Consider the following 18,883-nt stretch of genomic DNA (forward strand, 5'->3'; position numbering starts at 1 on the left):
ACCTGGTGACGTGTCAGGCAGCCGGAAAAAGCCAGCGATGGCGGCAACGGCCGCAAATGGATTACCGTGCGATTGTCGAGCGGCATTTCGGCAAACATACTGGACTTCGGCATCCCGCAAAAGCATGTCCTCGACCGACATGACGGCGACGGAAGCCGGCCGCAAGGCCGGTGATGGTGAAGTCCAGACCTGTGAAGGCCCGGAAGACGCATGCCGGCGCCAATATGGGTGCCGATTTCCAATAGCGGGAAGCAAGGGCAAAGGGGAATGAGTTTGAAATTCGAAATCCGGCCTGCGGCGAATCCAACCCCTGAGAGGGAGCGCGCGGCCAAGCTCGTGGACCCGGGCTTCGGCCGGATTTTCACCGATCACATGGCCATCGTCCGCTACAACCAGGCGAACGGCTGGCATGACGCGCGGGTCGAGGCTCGCGCGAATTTCCCGCTCGATCCGGCGACAGCCGTCCTGCACTACGCGCAGGAGATTTTCGAAGGCCTCAAGGCCTATAAGCGCGACAACGGCGTGAACCTGTTCCGCCCCGACGCCAACGCGAGGCGCTTCAACAATTCGGCTGAGCGCATGGCCATGGCGCCGCTGCCCGAGGCTATCTTCATCGAAGCGGTCGAGCAGATCGTGCGCATCGACAGCGTCTGGATACCGGGCGGCGAGGGCAGTCTCTACTTGCGGCCCTTCATGATCGCGAGCGAGATATTCCTCGGCGTGAAGCCATCGGCGGAATACATCTTCGCCGTCATCGCCTCGCCGGTCGGCTCCTATTTCAAGGGCGGACCTGCGCCGGTGTCGATCTGGGTGTCGGAGAATTACACGCGCGCCGCGATCGGCGGCACCGGGGCCGTCAAATGCGGCGGCAATTACGCCGCGAGCCTGCGCGCGCAGGCTGAGGCCATCCAGCACGGCTGCGATCAGGTCGTTTTTCTCGACGCGATCGAACGCCGCTACATCGAGGAGCTCGGCGGCATGAACGTCTTCTTCGTGTTCGACGACGGCTCGCTCTCGACGCCGCCGCTCGGCACCATCCTGCCGGGCATCACCCGCGATTCGATCATCGCGCTGGCAAAGGATTCCGGCACGGTCGTGCGCGAGGAGCCCTACACGATCGACCAGTGGCGCGCGGATGCCGCCAGCGGAAAACTGAAAGAGGCGTTCGCCTGCGGTACCGCAGCCGTCATCTCGCCGATCGGCAAGGTGTGCTCGGCGAGCGGCGATTTTCTGATCAGCGGCGGCGTCGCCGGCCCTGTCGCCATGGGGCTGCGCAAGAAGCTCGTCGATATCCAGTACGGCCGTGCGGCGGACCCGCACGACTGGATCAGAAAGGTCCTGTGACCGGCGGCGGAATCGTTCCGCTGCTTCTGCAATCGCAGGGTTGCCGGGTGTGGCCGGATCTTTCCGTCATGGCCGGGACGAGCCAGCATGATGAATTCTGGTTCCTGTGCAGACGAGGCCGCGCTTGCCGCGTCCGGCGCGCGCTGATAGGACCGCCGTATGCGTGACAATACCCAAAAGCCCAAAAAACCGCAGAAACTGAAGGCGCGGCTGCCGCGTGGGCTCGAGGACCGTGGCCCGGCCGCGATTGCGGCCACGCGCCAGATGGTCGAGAAAATCCGCGAGGTCTACGAGCGCTACGGTTTCGAGCCGGTGGAAACGCCGGCAATGGAGTTCACCGACGCGCTCGGCAAATTCCTGCCCGACCAGGACCGGCCGAACGAGGGCGTGTTCTCGTTCCAGGACGACGACGAGCAGTGGATCTCGCTGCGCTACGATCTGACCGCGCCGCTGGCGCGCTATGTGGCGGAGAATTTCGACGCGCTGCCGAAGCCGTATCGCAGCTACCGCGCCGGTTACGTCTATCGCAACGAGAAGCCAGGTCCCGGCCGCTTCCGCCAGTTCATGCAGTTCGATGCCGACACGGTGGGCTCGGCCTCGCCGGCGGCGGACGCTGAGATGTGCATGATGGCCGCCGATACGATGGAAGCGCTCGGCATTCCCCGCGGCAGCTATGTCGTGAAGGTGAATAACCGCAAGGTGCTGGATGGCGTGATGGAGTCGATCGGCATCGGTGGCGATGAGTATGCAGGCAAGCGGCTTGCCGTGCTGCGCGCGATCGACAAGCTCGACCGGCTTGGGAAGGATAATGTTCATCTCCTTTTGACAAGTGGTCGCAAGGATGAGAGCGGCGATTTTACCAAGGGCGCCGGGCTGGATGATCTGGCCGCGGCGTACATTCTTTCAGTCGTAACTTTTAGTCCGTTCGTTGAGTCCGGACCGAGTGCAATCGTTGAGAGCTGGAATAAGCGCCTTGAAGAAAACGAAGCCAAGCAGGGGTTCAAGGAGCTTGATGAGATACATTTACTCGTAAAGGCCGCAGGGTATGAACAGGATCGGATTCGGATCGATCCTTCCGTTGTTCGTGGTCTCGAGTACTACACCGGTCCTGTGTACGAAGTGGAACTATTGCTTGAAACTAGGGACGAAAAAGGCCGGCCAGTACAATTCGGCTCGGTCGGCGGGGGCGGACGGTACGACGGTCTCGTCTCGCGCTTCCGCGGCGAGCCGGTGCCGGCAACGGGCTTTTCGATCGGCGTGTCGCGCTTGCAGGCGGCGCTGACGATGCTCGGCAAGCTCGACACGCGCCCGGATTTCGGTCCCGTCGTGGTCACCGTGTTCGATCGCGATCGTGTCGCCGACTACCAAAAAATGGTCGCGCAGTTGCGCAACGAGAACATTCGCGCCGAGCTCTATCTCGGTAATCCCAAGAACATGGGCAACCAGCTCAAATATGCCGACCGCCGCAATTCGCCCTGCGTCATCATCCAGGGTTCGGATGAAAAGGCGCGCGGTGAAATCCAGATCAAGGACCTGATCGAAGGCGCGAAAGCCGCGGCTGCGATCGCCTCCAACCAGGAATGGCGCGAGACTCGCCCCGCTCAGTTTTCCTGCGCCGAAAGCGAGATCGTCGCACGCGTGCGCGAGGTGCTGGCGCGCCATGATGTGAAGTGGGGCAACTGATTTTGTCATACGCGGGCTTGACCCGCGTATCCATCATCAAAATGATGGATTGCCGGGCGCAGACAAGTTTACGTAGTCTGCGCAGGCAGCCTATTATGCCCGGCAATGACAATTTACCGAACAAGCAAAAACAAAGGGAGCACTACCGATGCCTGAGATCACCATCAGCATGGCCGCCGGCCGGACCGAAGAACAGAAAGTCGGCATGATGCGCGACATCACCCAGGCGCTGGTGAAGAACCTCGGCGTCGATGCGGAAGCTGTCGTGATCCAGATCAACGAGGCGCCGCTCACCCACAAGATGAAGGGCGGCAAGACGTTCGTGGAACGAGCTGCAGCGGCGAAGAAGTAGCTCTCCCGTCGTCCCTGCGAACGCAGGGACCCATAACCACCAATATTAGTTGTTGGGCGAAGCTGGAGCTCCAGCTTGCCGTAACAATGGATATGTGTGGTTATGGGTCCCGGCTCAAGGCCGGGACGACAGCGGTTTTGCGGAAGCATCCATGGACGCACGCGACTTCATCAAGATCGGCATGAGCGCGGAACGGACGCTGGTCGTGCCGCCCGAGCGCACGGTCGGGCATTTCGTGCCTGATATGCCGATGGTCTATGCGACGCCGATGATGATTCTGGAAATGGAGATGGCCTCGAGCGACGCCATCAGAGGCCATCTTCAGCCGGGTTGGATCACGGTTGGCACCGAGGTCGATATCCGCCATCTCGGCGCCTCGCTGGTCGGCGCGACGGTACGCGTCACGGGAAAGGTCGTAACCGTCGAGCGCCGCGTGATCCGCTTCGAAGTCGAAGCCTTCGAAGGCGAGCGCAGAATAGGCGACGGCCGCCACGCCCGCGGTCTCGTCAATGTCGAGACGTTCACGAAGAGGCTTGCAGGGAAGTAGCGGCGACCGCCGAACCGTAGGGTGGGCAAAGGCGCGCTTGCGCCGTGCCCACCATCCGGCACCGTGCTCGCAATGGTGGGCACGCTTGCGCTTTGCCCACCCTACGATTCCGTCTACTTCGCCAACTCCTTCGAGCGCTTCGTCGCCGCGGCGATCGCGCGGATCATCAGCGGCTGCAGGCCGTCCTTGGCCATCAGCACCTCCAGCGCGGCCGCGGTGGTGCCGCCGGGTGAGGTGACGTTCTGGCGCAGCGTGGCCGAAGCAAGTTCCGAGCGGTGCAGCAATTCGCCGGAGCCGGCGACGGTTTCGCGCGCGAGCTTCGTTGCAAGCTCCGCCGGCAGACCGGCCTCGACGCCGGCGCGCGCGAGCTCTTCGGCGAGCAGGAACACGTAGGCCGGGCCGGAGCCGGACACGGCCGTCACCGCATCCATCAGGCTTTCGTCCTCGACCCATTCGACCGAGCCGGTGGCGCGCAGCAGCGCATCGGCCGTGGCGCGTTGCACGGCGCTGACATTTTTCGCCGCGACCGCAACCGTGATGCCGCGGCCGATCGCGGCCGGCGTGTTCGGCATCGCGCGAACCACCATGCCGCCGCAGACTTCTTCAAGTGCCGCAATGGTCGTGCCCGCCATGATCGAGACGACGAGCGTGTTCGCTCCGACGAAGGGCTTCAGCGCCGGCCCCGCTTCGCGGAACGTCTGCGGCTTAACCGCCATCACCAGCGTATCGACTGTACCCGCGTCCTTCGGATTGAGGCGGATGCCTTGCGCCGCCAGTGCTCCGATCTCAGCGGATGGCTGCGGCTCGATCACGATCACGCGGCTTGCGTCGAGCCCGCCGGCCAGCCAGCCGGTCAGCATCGCGCCGCCCATCTTGCCGGCGCCAGCCAGCGCAATGGTGCCATGGAGATTTTGGAGTGTGTTGGTATTCACGGTGTCACCATGAATTCTGCCGTCGTCCCTGCGAACGCAGGGACCCATAATCACCGGCGGTTTTAGTAAAGCTCGGGAGGGGCCACAAGCAGTTTGCTTGAGCCGTGAGGTCACGGAGTACGGGTCCCTGCTTTCGCAGGGACGACACTGTGCGTGTGGAAGCGGCGGGACTTACGCCTCGCCCTCGGTATCGAACATGGCCGCGCTCATGGCTTCCACGGCGCTCTTTCCCGCCCAGACCACGAACTGGAACGCGGGGTAGTAGCGCTCGCAGGCGTGGATGGCGCCGGCCAGCATGACCTCGCATTGCGCGGTCGAGGCGGTCAGCCCGCCCGGCAGCAGCAGCGCTTGCCGGTACATGATCATGCCGGTGTGGTTCCAGATGTCGAAATGGCCGACCCATAATTGTTCGTTGATCGCCGCGATCAGCCGCTGCACTTCCGCGCGGCGTGCGGGGGGAATCTTCATGTCGAACGCGGAGGCCAGGTGCAGCGCCTCGATCTCCGCCATCCAGGTGAAGGAGAGCTGGTAGTCGGTCCAGTTCCCCTTGGAGACGATCGTGACTTCGTCTTCGCCGGAGCGCTCGAACGCCCAGTTGTTTTCGGCGGCGATGTCCTCGACGGCCGCGAGCGGGTTGTTCCGGGAATCAATAATGCCTTCGAGGAGGGACATGCCGTCTCGACCTTGTTTTTGAATTCTTCTGATACGCACCCAAGGGGACGGCACGCGTTGAACTGATGCGGTGCCGCCGACTGCAATCCCCCGTTCGCGGATCATCCCGGGGCCTGCCGAGATCAAGTGATGTGATTTGCGGAATCCGCGCAACTGACCCCTGAGTCCGTCCACAGGCCAAAGCGGCGTCGTCCACAGTTGAACGCGGTCATACCTATTAATTTGAGAACAAACCGGAATCGGATTCGAGCGCTACGGAGTCTAAGACGCCGGAGGAAATTGGGCAGGTCCGCCACAATGGTTAATTTGTGGTTAATTTTCCCGGCATCGTCTCGCTTTCTCGGCCTGGCGCGGAGACGGCACATACTGAAGCCGTGCAATTGACAGCCGCGCGGGCCGGGGCGCATATTTTCGTTCGGGTGGATACGACCCGCTGCTTGCGCCCTGTTGAGGGTACGGTGAATGTATCGAGCCGCTTCAGGCACCCTTTGCCCAAGCGAACGAGTCAGTAACGCAAGCGCCTGACATTTTCTCGTTCGCCAATGCAGAGGATCCCATGCGTGATTTCCGCGATGCAAAGGCTATGGCGCACACCCTGCGCGAGGCCCTGAAGGCCAAATCTGTTTCCTTAACCCACAGCGAGAGCCTCGAACTGGTCGCGAGGACGCTCGGCTTTCCGGACTGGAATTTTCTGGCTGCGAAGATTCAAGCGAGCCAGCCGGCTTCATCGGAGACGCCGCGGCCGGCCACGGGCTTGAAGGCGACGCCGGCGCGGCCGGTGGTTCCGATCGTGCCGATGCGGGACCTCGTTCTGTTTCCGCAAATGTTTGCGCCGATCTTTGTCGGGCGCGACAAGACGAAGCGCGCGATCGAGCGCGCTCTAGCGACCGATCGCCGAGTTCTCGTGCTTACGCAGCAGCGCTCCGGCGACGACGATCCGGCGCTGGATGCGCTTTACTCGGTGGGTACAACCGCAGACGTGATCCATTGCGTTGCGCTGCCGGACGGCACTCTCAAGGCCTTTGTATCCGGCCTCGAACGCGCTTTGGTCGTCAGGCGCAAGGAGGAAGAATTTTTGGCAGCGGAGATTGCGCCATGCGTGGAGAGCCGCGGCCGGACGGCGGATGCCACTGCGCTGTGCGGAGCCGTCATCGAAGCCTACAGGGTCTATGCGAATCTCGATCATACATCGCTGCCAAAGCCGCTTCAGGCGCGTCTGCGGCTGCCCAGCATCGAAGAGCCCGGGATGTTGGCCGATTCAGTTGCACCATTGCTGTCGGTCGGACTAGACCAGCGGCAGCAACTCCTGGAAACCAGCGATGTGGTTACGCGGCTTGAGAAGATTCTCGAGTTGCTGAAAGCCGGTCAACAGGCGGCTTGAAGAACCGGCGGGACCGCTTTCGGATTCGTGAATGTTTCGCCGTGCATCGGTATCTCCCGGACCGTTCGCAAATCGCCGCTTCACTCCGGCTTTAGCCCACCTGCGCGAACCACCTTGCCCCATTTCTCGGTCTCGTCTGCGATCAGTTTGCCGAAATCGGCAGGCGAGCCCGGCATCGGCGCGCCGCCGATGGCGGCAAGCCGGGCCTTCATGCCGGGATCGGCGATCGCCGCGTTGATCTCCTTGTTGAGTTTGTCGACGACCTCGGCCGGCGTGTTCTTCGGTGCCGCAAAGCCGTACCACTGGCTGGCTTCATAGCCTGCCACGACATCGCCTACGGTCGGAACCTCCGGCAGCTCCGCCATGCGCGTGGCCGTCGTCACCGCGAGCGCGCGCAGCTTGCCGGTCTTGATGTGATCGGCGGTGCCGGGCGCGGCGGCAAACAGGATCTGCACCTGGCCGCTGATCAAGTCCGTCATTGCCGGCCCCTGGCCGCGATAGGGGACGTGGATCATGTCGACGCCGGTCATCATCTTGAACAACTCGCCCGCCATGTGTGGCGCGCTGCCGCTGCCGGCGGAGGCCATGTTGACCTTTCCCGGGTTGGCTTTGGCGTAAGCGATGAATTCGGCCAAGGTCTGCGCCGGCACCGCGGGGTGCACCAGCACCACCATCGGCACACGAATGACGCCGGCCACCGGCGCAACGTCGCGGACGAAATTGAAATTGAGCTTTTCGTAGAGCGAGGCGTTGACCGCGTTTGGTACCGTCGCCAGCAACAGCGTGTAGCCATCGGGCGCCGCATTCACGACGGCCTCGGTGCCGATATTGCCGCCGGCGCCGGTGCGGTTCTCGACGACGAAGGGTTGCTTGAGATGGTCGGCCAGCCACTGGCCGATCAGCCGCGCCGTGATATCGACACCGCCTCCTGCAGCGAAGCCTGCGATGATCTTCGTCGGCCGCGTCGGATAATCGAGCGCGGAGGCCCGTCGCGGCAAGGCAGGCGCGGCGATGAGTGCGCCGGCCAGCTTGAGGAAATTCCGACGAAGAATTTTCATGTTGAGCGTCCCCCTGTTCTTGGCAAGCCTATCTCAATTGCCGCGGTTTGAGTAAAGGCAGCGATCCGGCAGGCCACATGCCCTGTTCCGGCGGCATGGGGACATGCCGATTCCCCATGCCAAAGAAGCTTGCTGACGGCCCGGCCTTGGTCATATCCTTATGCAGGTCGTCCATTCCGGGCGGCCGATGTTCTCAGGGCGGGGCGAAAATCCCCACCGGCGGTAAGGGTGACGTAGCCCAAGCCCGCGAGCGCCTTCTTCTCGCCTGAGCAGAAGGGTCAGCAGATTCGGTGTGATTCCGAAGCCGACGGTTACAGTCCGGATGAAAGAGAACGGTTTGCGGCGGCCTCGCACCTTTGCGCGTGGGCTGGCGTCGTTCCGTATGCCCTGATTCTGGTCCTGAAAGAGGAAAGCCATGAATCAGATGTTGCAAGAGCCTGAAGTCCAATCCCAAGCAGCCGAAGCCCATCACGTTCCTGACGTGCCCGAGCGTCCGCCGGCGCCGGTGCATCCGCGTTTCGTCAAGCCGCAGCGCATCGCCTTCGTGCAGTCGTCGTGGCACCGCGACGTGGTCGAGGAATGCCGCATTGCCTTTCTTGAAGAGATCGAAGCGCGCCATATCACGCGCGCGCAGGTCGATCTGTTCGAAGTGCCGGGCTCGTTCGAAATACCGCTGCATGCGCAACTGCTCGCCAAGACGCGGCGCTACACCGCGATCGTGGCAGCAGGCCTCGTCGTCGACGGCGGCATCTATCGCCACGAATTCGTCGCCGACACCGTGATCAAGGCGCTGATGGACGTGCAGCTCAGGACCGAGGTGCCGGTATTCTCGGCGGTGCTGACGCCGCAGCAATTCCATGAAAGCGCCGTGCACCACGAATTCTTCCGCAAGCATTTCGTCATCAAGGGCATCGAGGTAGCCGAAGCCTGCGCCAACACGCTACACAGCCTGGAGCGGCTGCGCGGTCAGGTCGCGGCGGGGATTGGGGGGTAGCAAGTCCCCGTCATTGCGAGCGAAGCGAAGCAATCCATCTTGCCGCGAAAGAAGAATGGATTGCTTCGGTCGCTACGTTCCTCGCAATGACGAACGGAGCGCTTGATTGGAGGCCTCAATGATTGCAACTGAGCAAACATCTTCCGATTGGCTCGGCCTGTCAGGCCGCGTCTGCGTGGTGACGGGCGGGGGAGGTGGGATCGGCCGCGCCGTTGCTCTCAGTCTTGCCCAGGCCGGCGCCCGCGTGGCCGCGATCGATCTCGATGAACGTGGCCTTGAGATAACGCGCGCCGAGCTCGGCAAGCTCGGCGCCAATCATGTGATCGCGCGCTGCGATACGACGGATGTCGAGAGCGTCACCACTGCGGCCGCGACGATCGAGAAATCGCTGGGGCCATGCAACGTGCTGGTCAACACCGCGGCCGTGCTGCGTCCGGGTGCGCTCGACGTCTTGACGCTTGCCGAATGGAACGCCGTTCTCTCCGTCAACCTGACCGGCTATTTTCTTTGCGCGCAGGTGTTCGGCCGGCAGATGCGCGCGCTTGGCCACGGCAGTCTGGTTCACGTCGCGTCGATCGCAGGCAGCAACGCGCAGGGGCAGAGCGGCGCCTACAGCGTCAGCAAGGCCGGCGTGATCATGCTGTCGCGGCAGCTCGCCAATGAATGGGGGCCGCACGGCATCCGCAGCAATGTCGTCAGTCCCGGCATGGTGATCACGCCGATGAGCCAGGCGTTCTACGATACGCCCGGCGTCACCGAGCGCCGCGCCGCAGTCGTGCCGTTGCGGCGGGTCGGCATGCCGCAGGACATGGCCGATGCGATCCTGTTTCTCGCCAGCGATCGCGCGTCCTACGTCAATGGCGAGGAGATCATGGTCGATGGCGGCTATGCCAATATGCTGATGAATTTGGTGCCGCGACCGGGATTTTGAGGAAAGGTTCGACTCCCTATCGTCGTCCCTGCGAAAGCAGGGACCCATAACCACAGGCGTGAGTTGTTAGGGGATTGCCGTCCCAGCGCAGCGCAAAACGATCATCGTGATTATGGGTCCCGGCTCAAGGCCGGGACGACGAAGAGTTTGCGATCAGTCGAACAGGCTCGATACCGATTCTTCCGAAGCGGTGCGGCTGATCGCCTCGGCGATCAGGGGCGCGATCGACAGCGTGCGGATGTTGGTAGCCTTGTTGACCGCCTCCGTCGGCAGGATCGAGTCGGTGATCACGAGCTCTTTCAGCCTCGAGGAGGCGATGCGCGCGGCAGCGCCGCCGGAGAGCACGCCGTGGCTGATATAGGCGTAGACTTCCTTGGCGCCGTTGGCGATCAGGGCATCGGCCGCGTTCACCAGCGTGCCGCCGGAATCGACGATGTCGTCGATCAAGATGCAGGTGTAACCGGCGCAATCGCCGATCACGTTCATGACCTCGGATTCACCGGCGCGCTCGCGCCGCTTGTCGATGATGGCGAGCGGGGTGTTGATGCGCTTGGCCAGTCCGCGGGCGCGCACGACGCCACCGACGTCCGGCGACACCACCATGAGGTTGCTAAGATCAAAGCGCTCCTTGATGTCGCGCACCATAACCGGCGAGGCGAAGAGGTTGTCGGTCGGGATGTCGAAGAAGCCCTGGATCTGGCCGGCGTGCAGGTCGAGTGTCATGACCCGGTCGATGCCGGCCTGGGTGATCATGTTGGCGACCAGCTTGGCCGAGATCGGCGCGCGCGAGCCGACCTTGCGGTCCTGCCTAGCATAGCCGAAATACGGGATCACCGCCGTGATGCGGCGCGCGGACGACCGGCGCAGCGCATCGGTGATGATCAACAGTTCCATCAGATGGTCGTTGGCCGGATACGAGGTCGATTGGATGATGAACGCGTCGGAGCCGCGGACGTTTTCCTGAATTTCGACGAAGATTTCCATGTCCGCAAACCGGCGGACCGTCGCCTTGGTCAGCGGCAGGTGCAGCCAGTTCGCGATTTCCTGGGCCAGCGCGGGGTTGGAATTGCCGGCGACCAGTTTGATCGAGCCGTTCTTGGCCGCCATCAACGCTTCTCCTCGCGCCTTGCTGGATACGACGTTCAGCATATCGAGAAAGTCCTCGGGAACCGGCGCTTTTTACGAGCGAGGAGATATCAGGCGGGTGGCTCGGCTGGCAACCCATTGATGTCGTTTTCCCGGTCAAAAATCGGCCGATACCGGACTTTACAGGGCTGTTTATTGGGCACTGAAGCTGAGCGCCCTGACGCCGGCCGCATCCTGGGCGGGTACCGTTTCTTCGGCACTCGCGACCGCGGGACCGCGGCGCTCCGGGGCCGGCGCAGGCGCTGCATCCGGGCTTCCGCTGACCATGCCGGACAGACCGCTGAGGCCGGCCTGCGCGATTTTCCGCAACACGAGATCATCGGCCGCCGCCCAGGCGTCGCGGCCAGCCTTGCCGGCGGGCTCTTCGCCGGAAAGCCGCAGCGCGCGCTGCTGGTTGTTGTCATAGACGTCCCAGACCCAGGCGATCACGGTCTTGCCGCGAACCACTTGCGCCGAGAGATAGCTGCGCACGCGGTAGGATGCTCCGCCCTCACGCGAGACGATCGACAGGTTTCGGAGCTTCGATTCGCTGTCGAGCACGCTGACCATCCGGTCGAACACCTGCGGCGGCGGACCGTCGATCGATTCGAACGCCACGGTGGGACCGCCGCCCGCGCTCGGTGCCATCGCATACGAGCCGCTGGCCGCGCCGCCGCCGGCACAGCCACCGAGCGCGCAAGAAGCGACAAGCAGCGCCGCGGCCATCAAGGCGCGCGGAGTTTGCAGGCACGAAGCAATCAAGGTGTTCCTCATTGCCCCTGCGATATCGTTAAAATGTGTTAAGGTCTAGGGCAGCGCGTGGATAAGCTCGCCAAAAAGATTGCGTTCGGCTCGCCCCGTCTCTCCTTCTTGTTGCCAGAATTCTTCAACTTCGCAGGATCATCCATGCGAGCCTTTGTCCTCGATCGCGAATTTGCCTTCGCGCAATTGCCGGCGGCGCTCACCTACCTGGAAGCCGGCCGGGCGCGGGGAAAGGTGGTGCTGCGGGTGAAGTAGGAATTACTCGTTCGCCAGCGCGATCGCGTGCACGTGGCGGCCGTAGTCCGGCTCCTTCCGGTGCACCGAGCGGCGGTAGCTGTAGAAGCGCTCGTCGGAATAGGTGTCGACGCCGAGGTCGTCGATCATCAGGATGCCGGCATGTTCCAGCCGCATGCGGATGAAGCCGGCGAGGTCGAACATCGAATGTCCTGATCGAACCGAGGGAATGAAGAACATTGCATTCTCCGCGTCGGCATCCAGGAAACGTTCGACGAATTCGCTGCCGACCTCGTAGGAGTGCTGGCGGATCAGCGGGCCGATGGCGGCGACGATGCCGGAGCGGTCGGCGCCGAGCTTTTCCATTGTGTCGATCGTGGATTCCAGGACGCCGGTCAGCGCGCCCTTCCAGCCGGCGTGTGCTGCGCCGATCACGCGGGCGGCCGGATCGGCGAACAGGATCGGCCCGCAATCCGCGGCAGTGACGCTGATGGCGATGCCTTCGGTGCGGGTGACGAGCGCGTCGGCGCGCGGCTTGTCGCCCTGCCATGGTCCGGTCGCCACCACGGCGTCGGGCGAGTGGATTTGGTGCACGCTGAGCAAGTGCTCGGGCGCAACGCCCATCTGCTCGGCCATCCGGCGGCGATTTTCCGCCACATTGGCCGGATCGTCATTGGAGCCGAGGCCGCCATTGAGTCCTTCGTAAATTCCACCGGATACTCCGCCCTCGCGGGTGAAGAACGCGTGGCGCAGCCCGGGAATGGCTGCGAGCAGCGACGATCCGAACGTCATGCTTTTTCGTCTCCCGGTGCCGGCGGTTCGTCGCTGAGGCCTGCGACCGAGGTGAGATTTGGTTCGGTCACCGCAAGCACCTTGAACATCGATCCCATGCCGCCGCGGCCAGAGTCGGTCAGACGCTTGAGCGCGGCGGAAATATCGGCGGAAACTTCCGCCGTGGCTTTTCCCATCAGCGTGACCGCCCGGGTCTCGATGCCGAGCCGCTTGAGGAATTCGCCCTGCGTCACCGGGCCGTGAACGCGCGCGCCGACGTCTTCCGCGGCGCGCGCCAGCGCCTGGAAATCGACATGGGCGGTGACGTCGGCCTGGCCGGGATTTTTCAGGGGATCGGCAAAACTGTGCCGGGCGATAGCCTGGAAAGTATCGCCGGCGTCGCTGCGCAGATGGCCGTAATCGATGATCAGCGCCGCGCCGTCCTGGTCGCGCACCCGCGCCGCGATCTTCATCATCTCGCTATCCGGCCGCCACTCGAACACGGCGCCGATCGGGGCCGCGCGCACCAGCGGCGGCAGCAACACCTCGAAGCGCGGGATCGGGTCATCCGCGGCGGCGAATACCAGCTTGCCATTGGCATCGAGCTCGACGACGCGCTCGTGCCAGCCGGTTTCGCGCTTGACCACCTGATGGATCGGCAGCACGTCGAAATATTCGTTGGCGAGGATGACCGCGGGGCCCTCGGGCACGTCGTCGATGCTGTCATGCCAGGTGATGTTGCGCGCGCCGGATAGCGTTGCCTGCTGCTTCTCGCGCAGCACCGGATTGATCTCGACGAGATGGATCTGGATCGATTGATAGAGCGGCGGCAGCACGCGAACCGCGCGGAGCGCGTCCGCCATCATGGTGCCGCGGCCGGGGCCGAGCTCGACCAGCCGCAGCGTCGGCGGCGAGCCGATCGCCTTCCAGACCGACGCCGTCCATAGCCCGAGCAGTTCGCCGAACATCTGGCTGACCTCGGGCGCGGTGGTGAAATCGCCCTCACGGCCCAATGGATCGCGCGACACGTAGTAGCCGTGCTCGGGATGCATCAGGCACAGCTCCATGTACCGCCAGACCGGCATCGGGCCTGACGATCTGATCAGCTTGTGGATCTCCGACTGTAACGGCGAAAATTCGGTCACGGCCTGCCTTAAGTCGACTTCTCTATATGCTGCGGCGTCTCGCGGCGCCATGCCATCATGATCAGGATGGCTCCGGCAATGATCATCGGTACCGACAGCAGCATACCCATGGTCAGCCCGAGCTGGGGATTCCACAAAAATCCGAGCTGAGGATCGGGCTCGCGGAAGAATTCGCTGGTAATGCGCGCAAGACCATAGATCGCAATGAAGCTGCCGAGGATCAGGCCCGGCCGTTTCAACGCGCCCATCCGGATCATCGCCGCCAGGATGACGAACAGCAGGATGCCCTCCAATCCGGCTTCATAGAGCTGGCTCGGATGCCGCGGCAGCGGCCCGCCGTCGGGGAACACCATGGCCCAGGGCACGCCGGAATCCGCCGGCCGTCCCCACAATTCGCCCTTGATGAAATTGGCAAGGCGCCCGAGGAATATTCCGATCGGGGCGACGGCGGTCGTGATGTCGCCAAGCGACAGGATGGAGATATTGTTCGTGCGCGCAAACAGCATCACCGCGGCGACGCAGCCGAGAAAGCCGCCATGGAAGGACATGCCACCTTCCCAGAGTTTGAAAATGGCGATGGGGTTCTGGATGAAGATGGCCGGGTTGTAGAACAGCACGTAGCCGGTGCGGCCGCCGACGATGATGCCGATCGTAACCCAGAGAATGAAGTCGTCGAGCTGCACGGGTGCGATCGGCGCCGGCCCGCCCCATAATTTCTCTTTCCTGATCAGCGCGCGCGCATAGATCCATCCGAGCACGATGCCGCAGATATAGGCCAGCGCATACCATCGGATCGCGAACGGTCCGATCGAGATGGCGACGGGATCGATTGCCGGGAAGGTTATGGTGAGAAAGGGCATCGGGCGGGAGGTCTATTGCGCGAGGTTGCGGCGATAGAGCGCCAGCAGACGCTCCCAGTGCCGCTCGGCAGCATCGCGGTGATAGACCGGCCGCTTCGGGAAAGCGAAGCCGTGATGAGTCCCGGGATAGATCTCGACCTCGTTGTTCGTGCCTTCCATTGCCTGCTTCACCTTGTCGATGATCTCCTGCGGCGCGTAGATGTCGGTCTCGGCGCAGGCGAAATAGAGTTCAGCCTTGGTCTTCGATGCAGCCAGATGCGGGCTGTCGGGCTGGTCGGTCGCGAGATGGGTGCCGTAGATCGAAGCCGCCGCCTTCACCCGATCCGGAAAATGCGTTGCCGCATTGACCGCGTAGCGGCCGCTCATGCAGTAGCCGACGGTGCCGACGATCTTCGTATCTGCGGCAGGTTGCGTCTCTGCGTAGGCGAGCAGAGCCTTGGTGTCCTCCATCACCATCGCGATGTTGATGGAGTTCATGAAGCCGGACATCCGCTTGCGCTCGGGCGCTTCCGGATCAGGCGGTATCGGCCCCAGCTCCATGACGCCGGAGCGGTAATACAGGTTGGGCAGCATCACGTAATAGCCCGACGTGCCGAGCCGCCGCGCCATGTCGCGCAGTTCCTCGCGGATCGCCGGTGCGTCCATGTAGAAGATGATGACCGGGAAGGGGCCGCCGCGCTCAGGATGGGTGATGAAGGTCGTGGTCTTGCCGTCCTTGGTCGCAATATCGATCTGCTGGTCGATCATGGGCGTTGCTTTTGCGTTGTGATTCTGGTGTCTGGCTGGCTGTTCGATACGATTGCAAGGAAACTGCAGCATGACAAGGCAAACGGCCGTCACGTTGGCGTTGAACCGCGCTCTTGAACGTTTCCCTTGGGATTGCCATTGTCTTGTCGTGACGATCAATTTGCAGCGACCGGAGCGTTTCAGATGACCCAGACCAGCAATCGGTTTTTCGACGAGATCGGCCGTTTGATGAATGACGCCGCCGGCGCCGCCCAGGGTGTCAAGCGCGAGGTCGATACGGTCATGCGCAACCAGGCCGAGCGCATCCTGCGCGATCTTGATGTCGTCAAGCGCGAGGAGTTCGACGTGGTCAAGGACATGGCCCGCCTGGCGCGTGAGGAGAACGAGGCGCTGAAGAGCCGGATTGCTGTTCTGGAAGCCAAGCTCGGCATTGCGCCGGCCACGCCGGATGCCGGCAGCATGGCGGACGGGTAGGGTTGTTACCCTCCCCTGGAGGGGTCCGAGACGAGCGAAGCTCGCTCGTGGGTCGGCTCACATGGAGCGTAGCGAAATGTGAGACGGGGTGGGGTGATCTCTCCACTCGGGCACTGATCGAGGGGATGGACCGTCACCCCACCCCGCCGCTTCGCGTCGACCCCCGAGCGAGCTTCGCTCGTCCGGACCCCTCCAGGGGAGGGTGCAAACCTAAGAAAAATCCCTTCATTTCCTTGTCATTTCGCCCCTTTGGGGCTAAAAGCCGGCCACGTCCGCAGCCCCCGCACCCCTGGAGGCTTGCTGTGGGACGCCAACGGGCCGCGATGCGGCCTTTAACTTTTTAGAAAACAAGGACTTAACACGATGGCGACCGTCAAGGAATTGAAGGCGACCGCGCGTCCGCAGAGCGGCAAGGGGGCCGCCCGGGCAGAGCGTCGCGCCGGGAGAGTGCCCGGAGTGATCTACGGCAACAACCAGCCCCCCGTGACCATCTCGGTCGACGACAAGGAACTGCGCCAGCGCATCCTGGCCGGCCGCTTCCTGACCACGCTGTTCGACATCGACCTCGAAGGTAAGAAGCACCGTGTGATTCCGCGCGACTTCCACCTCGATCCGGTGAAGGACTTCCCGCTCCATGTCGACTTCCTGCGTCTCGGCGAAGGCGCAACCATCCGCGTCAGCGTGCCCCTGCATGTCGTGAACGGCGAAACTTCGCCCGGCGTCAAGCGCGGCGGCACCATCAACGTCGTCACCCACACCATCGAGCTCGAATGCTCGGTCGACAACATCCCGCAGTATATCGAGGCCGATGCCGGCGCGCTGGAAATCAGCTACTCGCTGCATCTGTCCGACATCAAGCTCCCGACGGGCGTGAAGTCGCTGTCGCGCGAAGACGCAACGCTCGTGACCATCGTGCCGCCGTCCGGCTACGCCGAAGAGCAGAAGGCTGCGGCGGCTGCCGCGGCGGCAGGCACGGCCGCTCCGGCGGCGGGTGCCGCTCCGGCTGCTGCTGCCGCGCCTGCGGCGGGAGCTGCCGCTCCGGCGGCTGGCGCGAAGGCGCCGGCTGGTGGCGACAAGAAGAAGTAAGCAGCGGCAGGATGCCGCGTCATGCGCCTGTTTGTTGGCCTAGGTAACCCCGGTTCGAAATACGCGAACAACCGGCACAACATCGGGTTCATGGCCGTCGATGAAATTGCGCGGCGTCACGGTTTCGCACCGTGGCGCCGCCGCTTTCAGGGCGAGACATCCGAAGGCACGCTGGATCGCGAGAAGGTCGTTCTGCTTCGGCCGACCACCTACATGAACGAGTCCGGGCGCGCGGTTCAGGAAGCCGCGAACTTTTTCAAGCTCGGCGCCTCCGACATCACCGTGTTTCAGGACGAACTCGAACTGCCGCCGGCGAAAGTCCGCGTCAAGGTCGGCGGCGGTATCGCCGGCCACAACGGGCTGCGCTCGATCTCCTCGCATATCGGCAACGAATATCGCCGGGTGCGGCTAGGGATCGGCCATCCCGGCATCAAGGAGCTGGTGCACGGCCACGTGCTCTCGGATTTCGCCAAGAGCGACCGCGCCTGGGTGGAAGCCCTGTGCGCGGCGGTGGCCGAGAATGCCGGCTTGCTGGCGGCAGGGCACGACTCCTCGTTCCAGAACAAGGTGCATCTGGCGCTGCAAGCCAAGGGAATTTTCGACAAGGGTGATGATGGCGCGGCGTGACGCGTCGTCGACCGTCAGCAACGAACTTCAGGACAAGTTATGGGATTCAAATGCGGTATCGTTGGGCTGCCCAATGTCGGCAAGTCGACGCTGTTCAACGCGCTGACCGAGACGGCAGCGGCGCAGGCGGCGAATTATCCGTTCTGCACCATCGAGCCGAATGTCGGCGAAGTCGCCGTGCCTGATCCCAGGCTCGACAAGCTGTCGGCGATCGCAGGCTCGGCGCAAATCATCCCGACGCGGCTGACCTTCGTCGATATCGCAGGGCTCGTGCGCGGCGCCTCGAAGGGCGAGGGCCTCGGCAACCAGTTCCTCGCCACCATCCGCGAGGTCGACGCGGTCGCGCATGTGGTGCGGTGTTTTGAGGATTCCGACATCACCCATGTCGAAGGCAAGATCGCGCCGTTGGCCGACATCGAGACCATCGAGACCGAACTGATGCTCGCCGACCTCGACAGCCTGGAGAAGCGGGTCGACAATCTGACGAAAAAGGCCAAGGGCAACGACAAGGACGCCAAGGAAGCGCTCGACCTCGTTAACCGCGCCCTGGTGCTGCTGCGCGAGGGCAAACCGGCTCGGGCACTGGAGCGCAAGCCGGAGGAAGAGCGCGCCTTCGGCATGCTCGGCCTCTTGACGTCGAAGCCGGTGCTCTATGTCTGCAACGTCGAGGAAGGTTCGGCCAAGGAAGGCAACAGCTTCTCAAAACAGGTGTTCGAGCACGCCAAGAAGGAAGGCGCGGTCGCCGTAGTGATTTCGGCCAAGATCGAATCCGAGATCGCGACCCTGTCACGCGAGGAGCGCGCCGATTTCCTCGAGACGCTCGGCCTGGAAGAGGCCGGCCTCGACCGCCTGATCCGCGCCGGCTACCAGTTGCTCGATCTCATCACCTATTTCACCGTCGGTCCGAAGGAAGCCCGCGCCTGGACCATCCACCGCGGCACCAAGGCGCCGGCGGCGGCCGGCGTGATCCATACCGATTTCGAAAAGGGCTTTATCCGGGCCGAGACCATCGCCTATGCCGATTACGTCGCGCTGAACGGCGAAGCCGGCGCCCGCGACGCCGGCAAGCTCAGGCTGGAAGGCAAGGAATATGTCGTCGCCGACGGCGACGTGATGCATTTCAGGTTTAATACGTGAGAGGTGGGCGTGCCCCGGACG

General features: G+C 63.3%; 21 protein-coding genes and 1 riboswitch. Of the genes, 12 read left to right on the forward strand and 9 right to left on the reverse strand.

Annotation, left to right across the window (positions count from 1 at the left end; translation table 11 throughout):
- Positions 1 to 267 precede the first annotated feature (267 nt).
- The 4 genes from V1273_RS06410 (at position 268) to V1273_RS06425 (ending at position 3,926) form a co-directional block, all read left to right on the forward strand.
- Complete coding sequence (locus V1273_RS06410) at positions 268 to 1,344, forward strand: branched-chain amino acid aminotransferase (RefSeq protein WP_334409074.1); 1,077 nt, start codon at positions 268 to 270, stop codon at positions 1,342 to 1,344.
- Positions 1,345 to 1,608: 264 nt separating this feature from the next.
- Positions 1,609 to 3,027 carry a histidine--tRNA ligase gene (gene hisS, locus V1273_RS06415; RefSeq protein WP_442894138.1) on the forward strand — a complete coding sequence of 473 codons (1,419 nt, stop codon included), beginning with the start codon at positions 1,609 to 1,611 and terminating at the stop codon, positions 3,025 to 3,027.
- 148 nt (positions 3,028 to 3,175) lie between these two features.
- A complete protein-coding gene (locus V1273_RS06420; protein WP_171710092.1) occupies positions 3,176 to 3,379 on the forward strand; it encodes a tautomerase family protein in 204 nt (67 codons plus the stop codon).
- 151 nt (positions 3,380 to 3,530) lie between these two features.
- On the forward strand, positions 3,531 to 3,926 hold the full coding sequence (locus V1273_RS06425) for a thioesterase family protein (RefSeq protein WP_334366780.1): 396 nt from the start codon (positions 3,531 to 3,533) through the stop codon (positions 3,924 to 3,926).
- Between the two features lie 113 nt (positions 3,927 to 4,039).
- On the opposite strand, the gene proC is transcribed toward V1273_RS06425, so the two are convergent.
- Both proC and V1273_RS06435 read right to left on the reverse strand, forming a co-directional pair.
- The gene (gene proC / locus V1273_RS06430; protein WP_334412182.1) at positions 4,040 to 4,906 is read right to left on the reverse strand and encodes a pyrroline-5-carboxylate reductase; all 867 of its coding nucleotides are present in this window, start codon (positions 4,904 to 4,906) and stop codon (positions 4,040 to 4,042) included.
- 123 nt (positions 4,907 to 5,029) lie between these two features.
- Positions 5,030 to 5,530 (reverse strand): YbjN domain-containing protein, encoded by a 501-nt coding sequence (locus V1273_RS06435; RefSeq protein WP_334366782.1) that lies wholly within the window; start codon positions 5,528 to 5,530, stop codon positions 5,030 to 5,032.
- Positions 5,531 to 6,086: 556 nt separating this feature from the next.
- On the opposite strand from V1273_RS06435, the gene V1273_RS06440 reads away from it, so the two are divergent.
- Positions 6,087 to 6,911, forward strand: a complete 825-nt coding sequence (locus tag V1273_RS06440) for an LON peptidase substrate-binding domain-containing protein (RefSeq protein WP_334409076.1) — start codon at positions 6,087 to 6,089, stop codon at positions 6,909 to 6,911.
- An 80-nt stretch (positions 6,912 to 6,991) separates the two neighbouring features.
- On the opposite strand, the gene V1273_RS06445 is transcribed toward V1273_RS06440, so the two are convergent.
- The gene (locus V1273_RS06445) at positions 6,992 to 7,969 is read right to left on the reverse strand and encodes a Bug family tripartite tricarboxylate transporter substrate binding protein (RefSeq protein ID WP_334409077.1); all 978 of its coding nucleotides are present in this window, start codon (positions 7,967 to 7,969) and stop codon (positions 6,992 to 6,994) included.
- A 185-nt stretch (positions 7,970 to 8,154) separates the two neighbouring features.
- A riboswitch (FMN riboswitch) is annotated at positions 8,155 to 8,307 on the forward strand.
- A gap of 77 nt (positions 8,308 to 8,384) precedes the next feature.
- Here V1273_RS06445 and V1273_RS06450 point away from each other — a divergent pair.
- Together V1273_RS06450 and V1273_RS06455 are read left to right on the forward strand one after the other, a co-directional pair.
- Complete coding sequence (locus V1273_RS06450) at positions 8,385 to 8,963, forward strand: 6,7-dimethyl-8-ribityllumazine synthase (protein ID WP_247511783.1); 579 nt, start codon at positions 8,385 to 8,387, stop codon at positions 8,961 to 8,963.
- Between the two features lie 118 nt (positions 8,964 to 9,081).
- Positions 9,082 to 9,894: an SDR family NAD(P)-dependent oxidoreductase gene (locus V1273_RS06455; RefSeq protein ID WP_334409078.1), complete on the forward strand. Its 813-nt coding sequence runs from the start codon at positions 9,082 to 9,084 to the stop codon at positions 9,892 to 9,894.
- Between the two features lie 153 nt (positions 9,895 to 10,047).
- Here the strand turns inward: V1273_RS06455 and V1273_RS06460 are convergent, their stop codons facing one another.
- Together V1273_RS06460 and V1273_RS06465 are read right to left on the reverse strand one after the other, a co-directional pair.
- Positions 10,048 to 11,001 (reverse strand): ribose-phosphate pyrophosphokinase, encoded by a 954-nt coding sequence (locus V1273_RS06460; RefSeq protein WP_334366788.1) that lies wholly within the window; start codon positions 10,999 to 11,001, stop codon positions 10,048 to 10,050.
- A 171-nt stretch (positions 11,002 to 11,172) separates the two neighbouring features.
- The gene (locus V1273_RS06465) at positions 11,173 to 11,793 is read right to left on the reverse strand and encodes a hypothetical protein (RefSeq protein WP_334409080.1); all 621 of its coding nucleotides are present in this window, start codon (positions 11,791 to 11,793) and stop codon (positions 11,173 to 11,175) included.
- Between the two features lie 45 nt (positions 11,794 to 11,838).
- On the opposite strand from V1273_RS06465, the gene V1273_RS06470 reads away from it, so the two are divergent.
- Positions 11,839 to 12,036: a zinc-binding dehydrogenase gene (locus tag V1273_RS06470; protein ID WP_334409081.1), complete on the forward strand. Its 198-nt coding sequence runs from the start codon at positions 11,839 to 11,841 to the stop codon at positions 12,034 to 12,036.
- 3 nt (positions 12,037 to 12,039) lie between these two features.
- On the opposite strand, the gene pgeF is transcribed toward V1273_RS06470, so the two are convergent.
- From pgeF to V1273_RS06490, 4 genes are read right to left on the reverse strand one after another with little or no spacing between them, the layout of a single operon-like run.
- Complete coding sequence (gene pgeF / locus V1273_RS06475) at positions 12,040 to 12,807, reverse strand: peptidoglycan editing factor PgeF (protein ID WP_334409082.1); 768 nt, start codon at positions 12,805 to 12,807, stop codon at positions 12,040 to 12,042.
- The gene (locus V1273_RS06480; RefSeq protein ID WP_334409084.1) at positions 12,804 to 13,931 is read right to left on the reverse strand and encodes a class I SAM-dependent methyltransferase; all 1,128 of its coding nucleotides are present in this window, start codon (positions 13,929 to 13,931) and stop codon (positions 12,804 to 12,806) included. Before V1273_RS06480 ends, pgeF begins: the two co-directional genes overlap by 4 nt.
- Positions 13,932 to 13,939: 8 nt before the next feature.
- Entirely contained in the window at positions 13,940 to 14,791 is an 852-nt protein-coding gene (gene lgt / locus V1273_RS06485; RefSeq protein WP_334409085.1) for a prolipoprotein diacylglyceryl transferase, read from the reverse strand.
- A gap of 12 nt (positions 14,792 to 14,803) precedes the next feature.
- Complete coding sequence (locus V1273_RS06490; RefSeq protein ID WP_334409087.1) at positions 14,804 to 15,538, reverse strand: dienelactone hydrolase family protein; 735 nt, start codon at positions 15,536 to 15,538, stop codon at positions 14,804 to 14,806.
- Between the two features lie 183 nt (positions 15,539 to 15,721).
- On the opposite strand from V1273_RS06490, the gene V1273_RS06495 reads away from it, so the two are divergent.
- The 4 genes from V1273_RS06495 (at position 15,722) to ychF (ending at position 18,862) form a co-directional block, all read left to right on the forward strand.
- On the forward strand, positions 15,722 to 16,012 hold the full coding sequence (locus V1273_RS06495; protein WP_065743541.1) for an accessory factor UbiK family protein: 291 nt from the start codon (positions 15,722 to 15,724) through the stop codon (positions 16,010 to 16,012).
- Positions 16,013 to 16,375: 363 nt separating this feature from the next.
- Entirely contained in the window at positions 16,376 to 17,098 is a 723-nt protein-coding gene (locus V1273_RS06500) for a 50S ribosomal protein L25/general stress protein Ctc (protein ID WP_334366795.1), read from the forward strand.
- A 21-nt stretch (positions 17,099 to 17,119) separates the two neighbouring features.
- On the forward strand, positions 17,120 to 17,725 hold the full coding sequence (gene pth, locus V1273_RS06505; protein ID WP_334366796.1) for an aminoacyl-tRNA hydrolase: 606 nt from the start codon (positions 17,120 to 17,122) through the stop codon (positions 17,723 to 17,725).
- A 39-nt stretch (positions 17,726 to 17,764) separates the two neighbouring features.
- The gene (gene ychF / locus V1273_RS06510; RefSeq protein ID WP_334366797.1) at positions 17,765 to 18,862 is read left to right on the forward strand and encodes a redox-regulated ATPase YchF; all 1,098 of its coding nucleotides are present in this window, start codon (positions 17,765 to 17,767) and stop codon (positions 18,860 to 18,862) included.
- Positions 18,863 to 18,883: the final 21 nt, after the last annotated feature.

This window comes from Bradyrhizobium sp. AZCC 1721 (assembly GCF_036924715.1).
GTDB lineage: Bacteria > Pseudomonadota > Alphaproteobacteria > Rhizobiales > Xanthobacteraceae > Bradyrhizobium.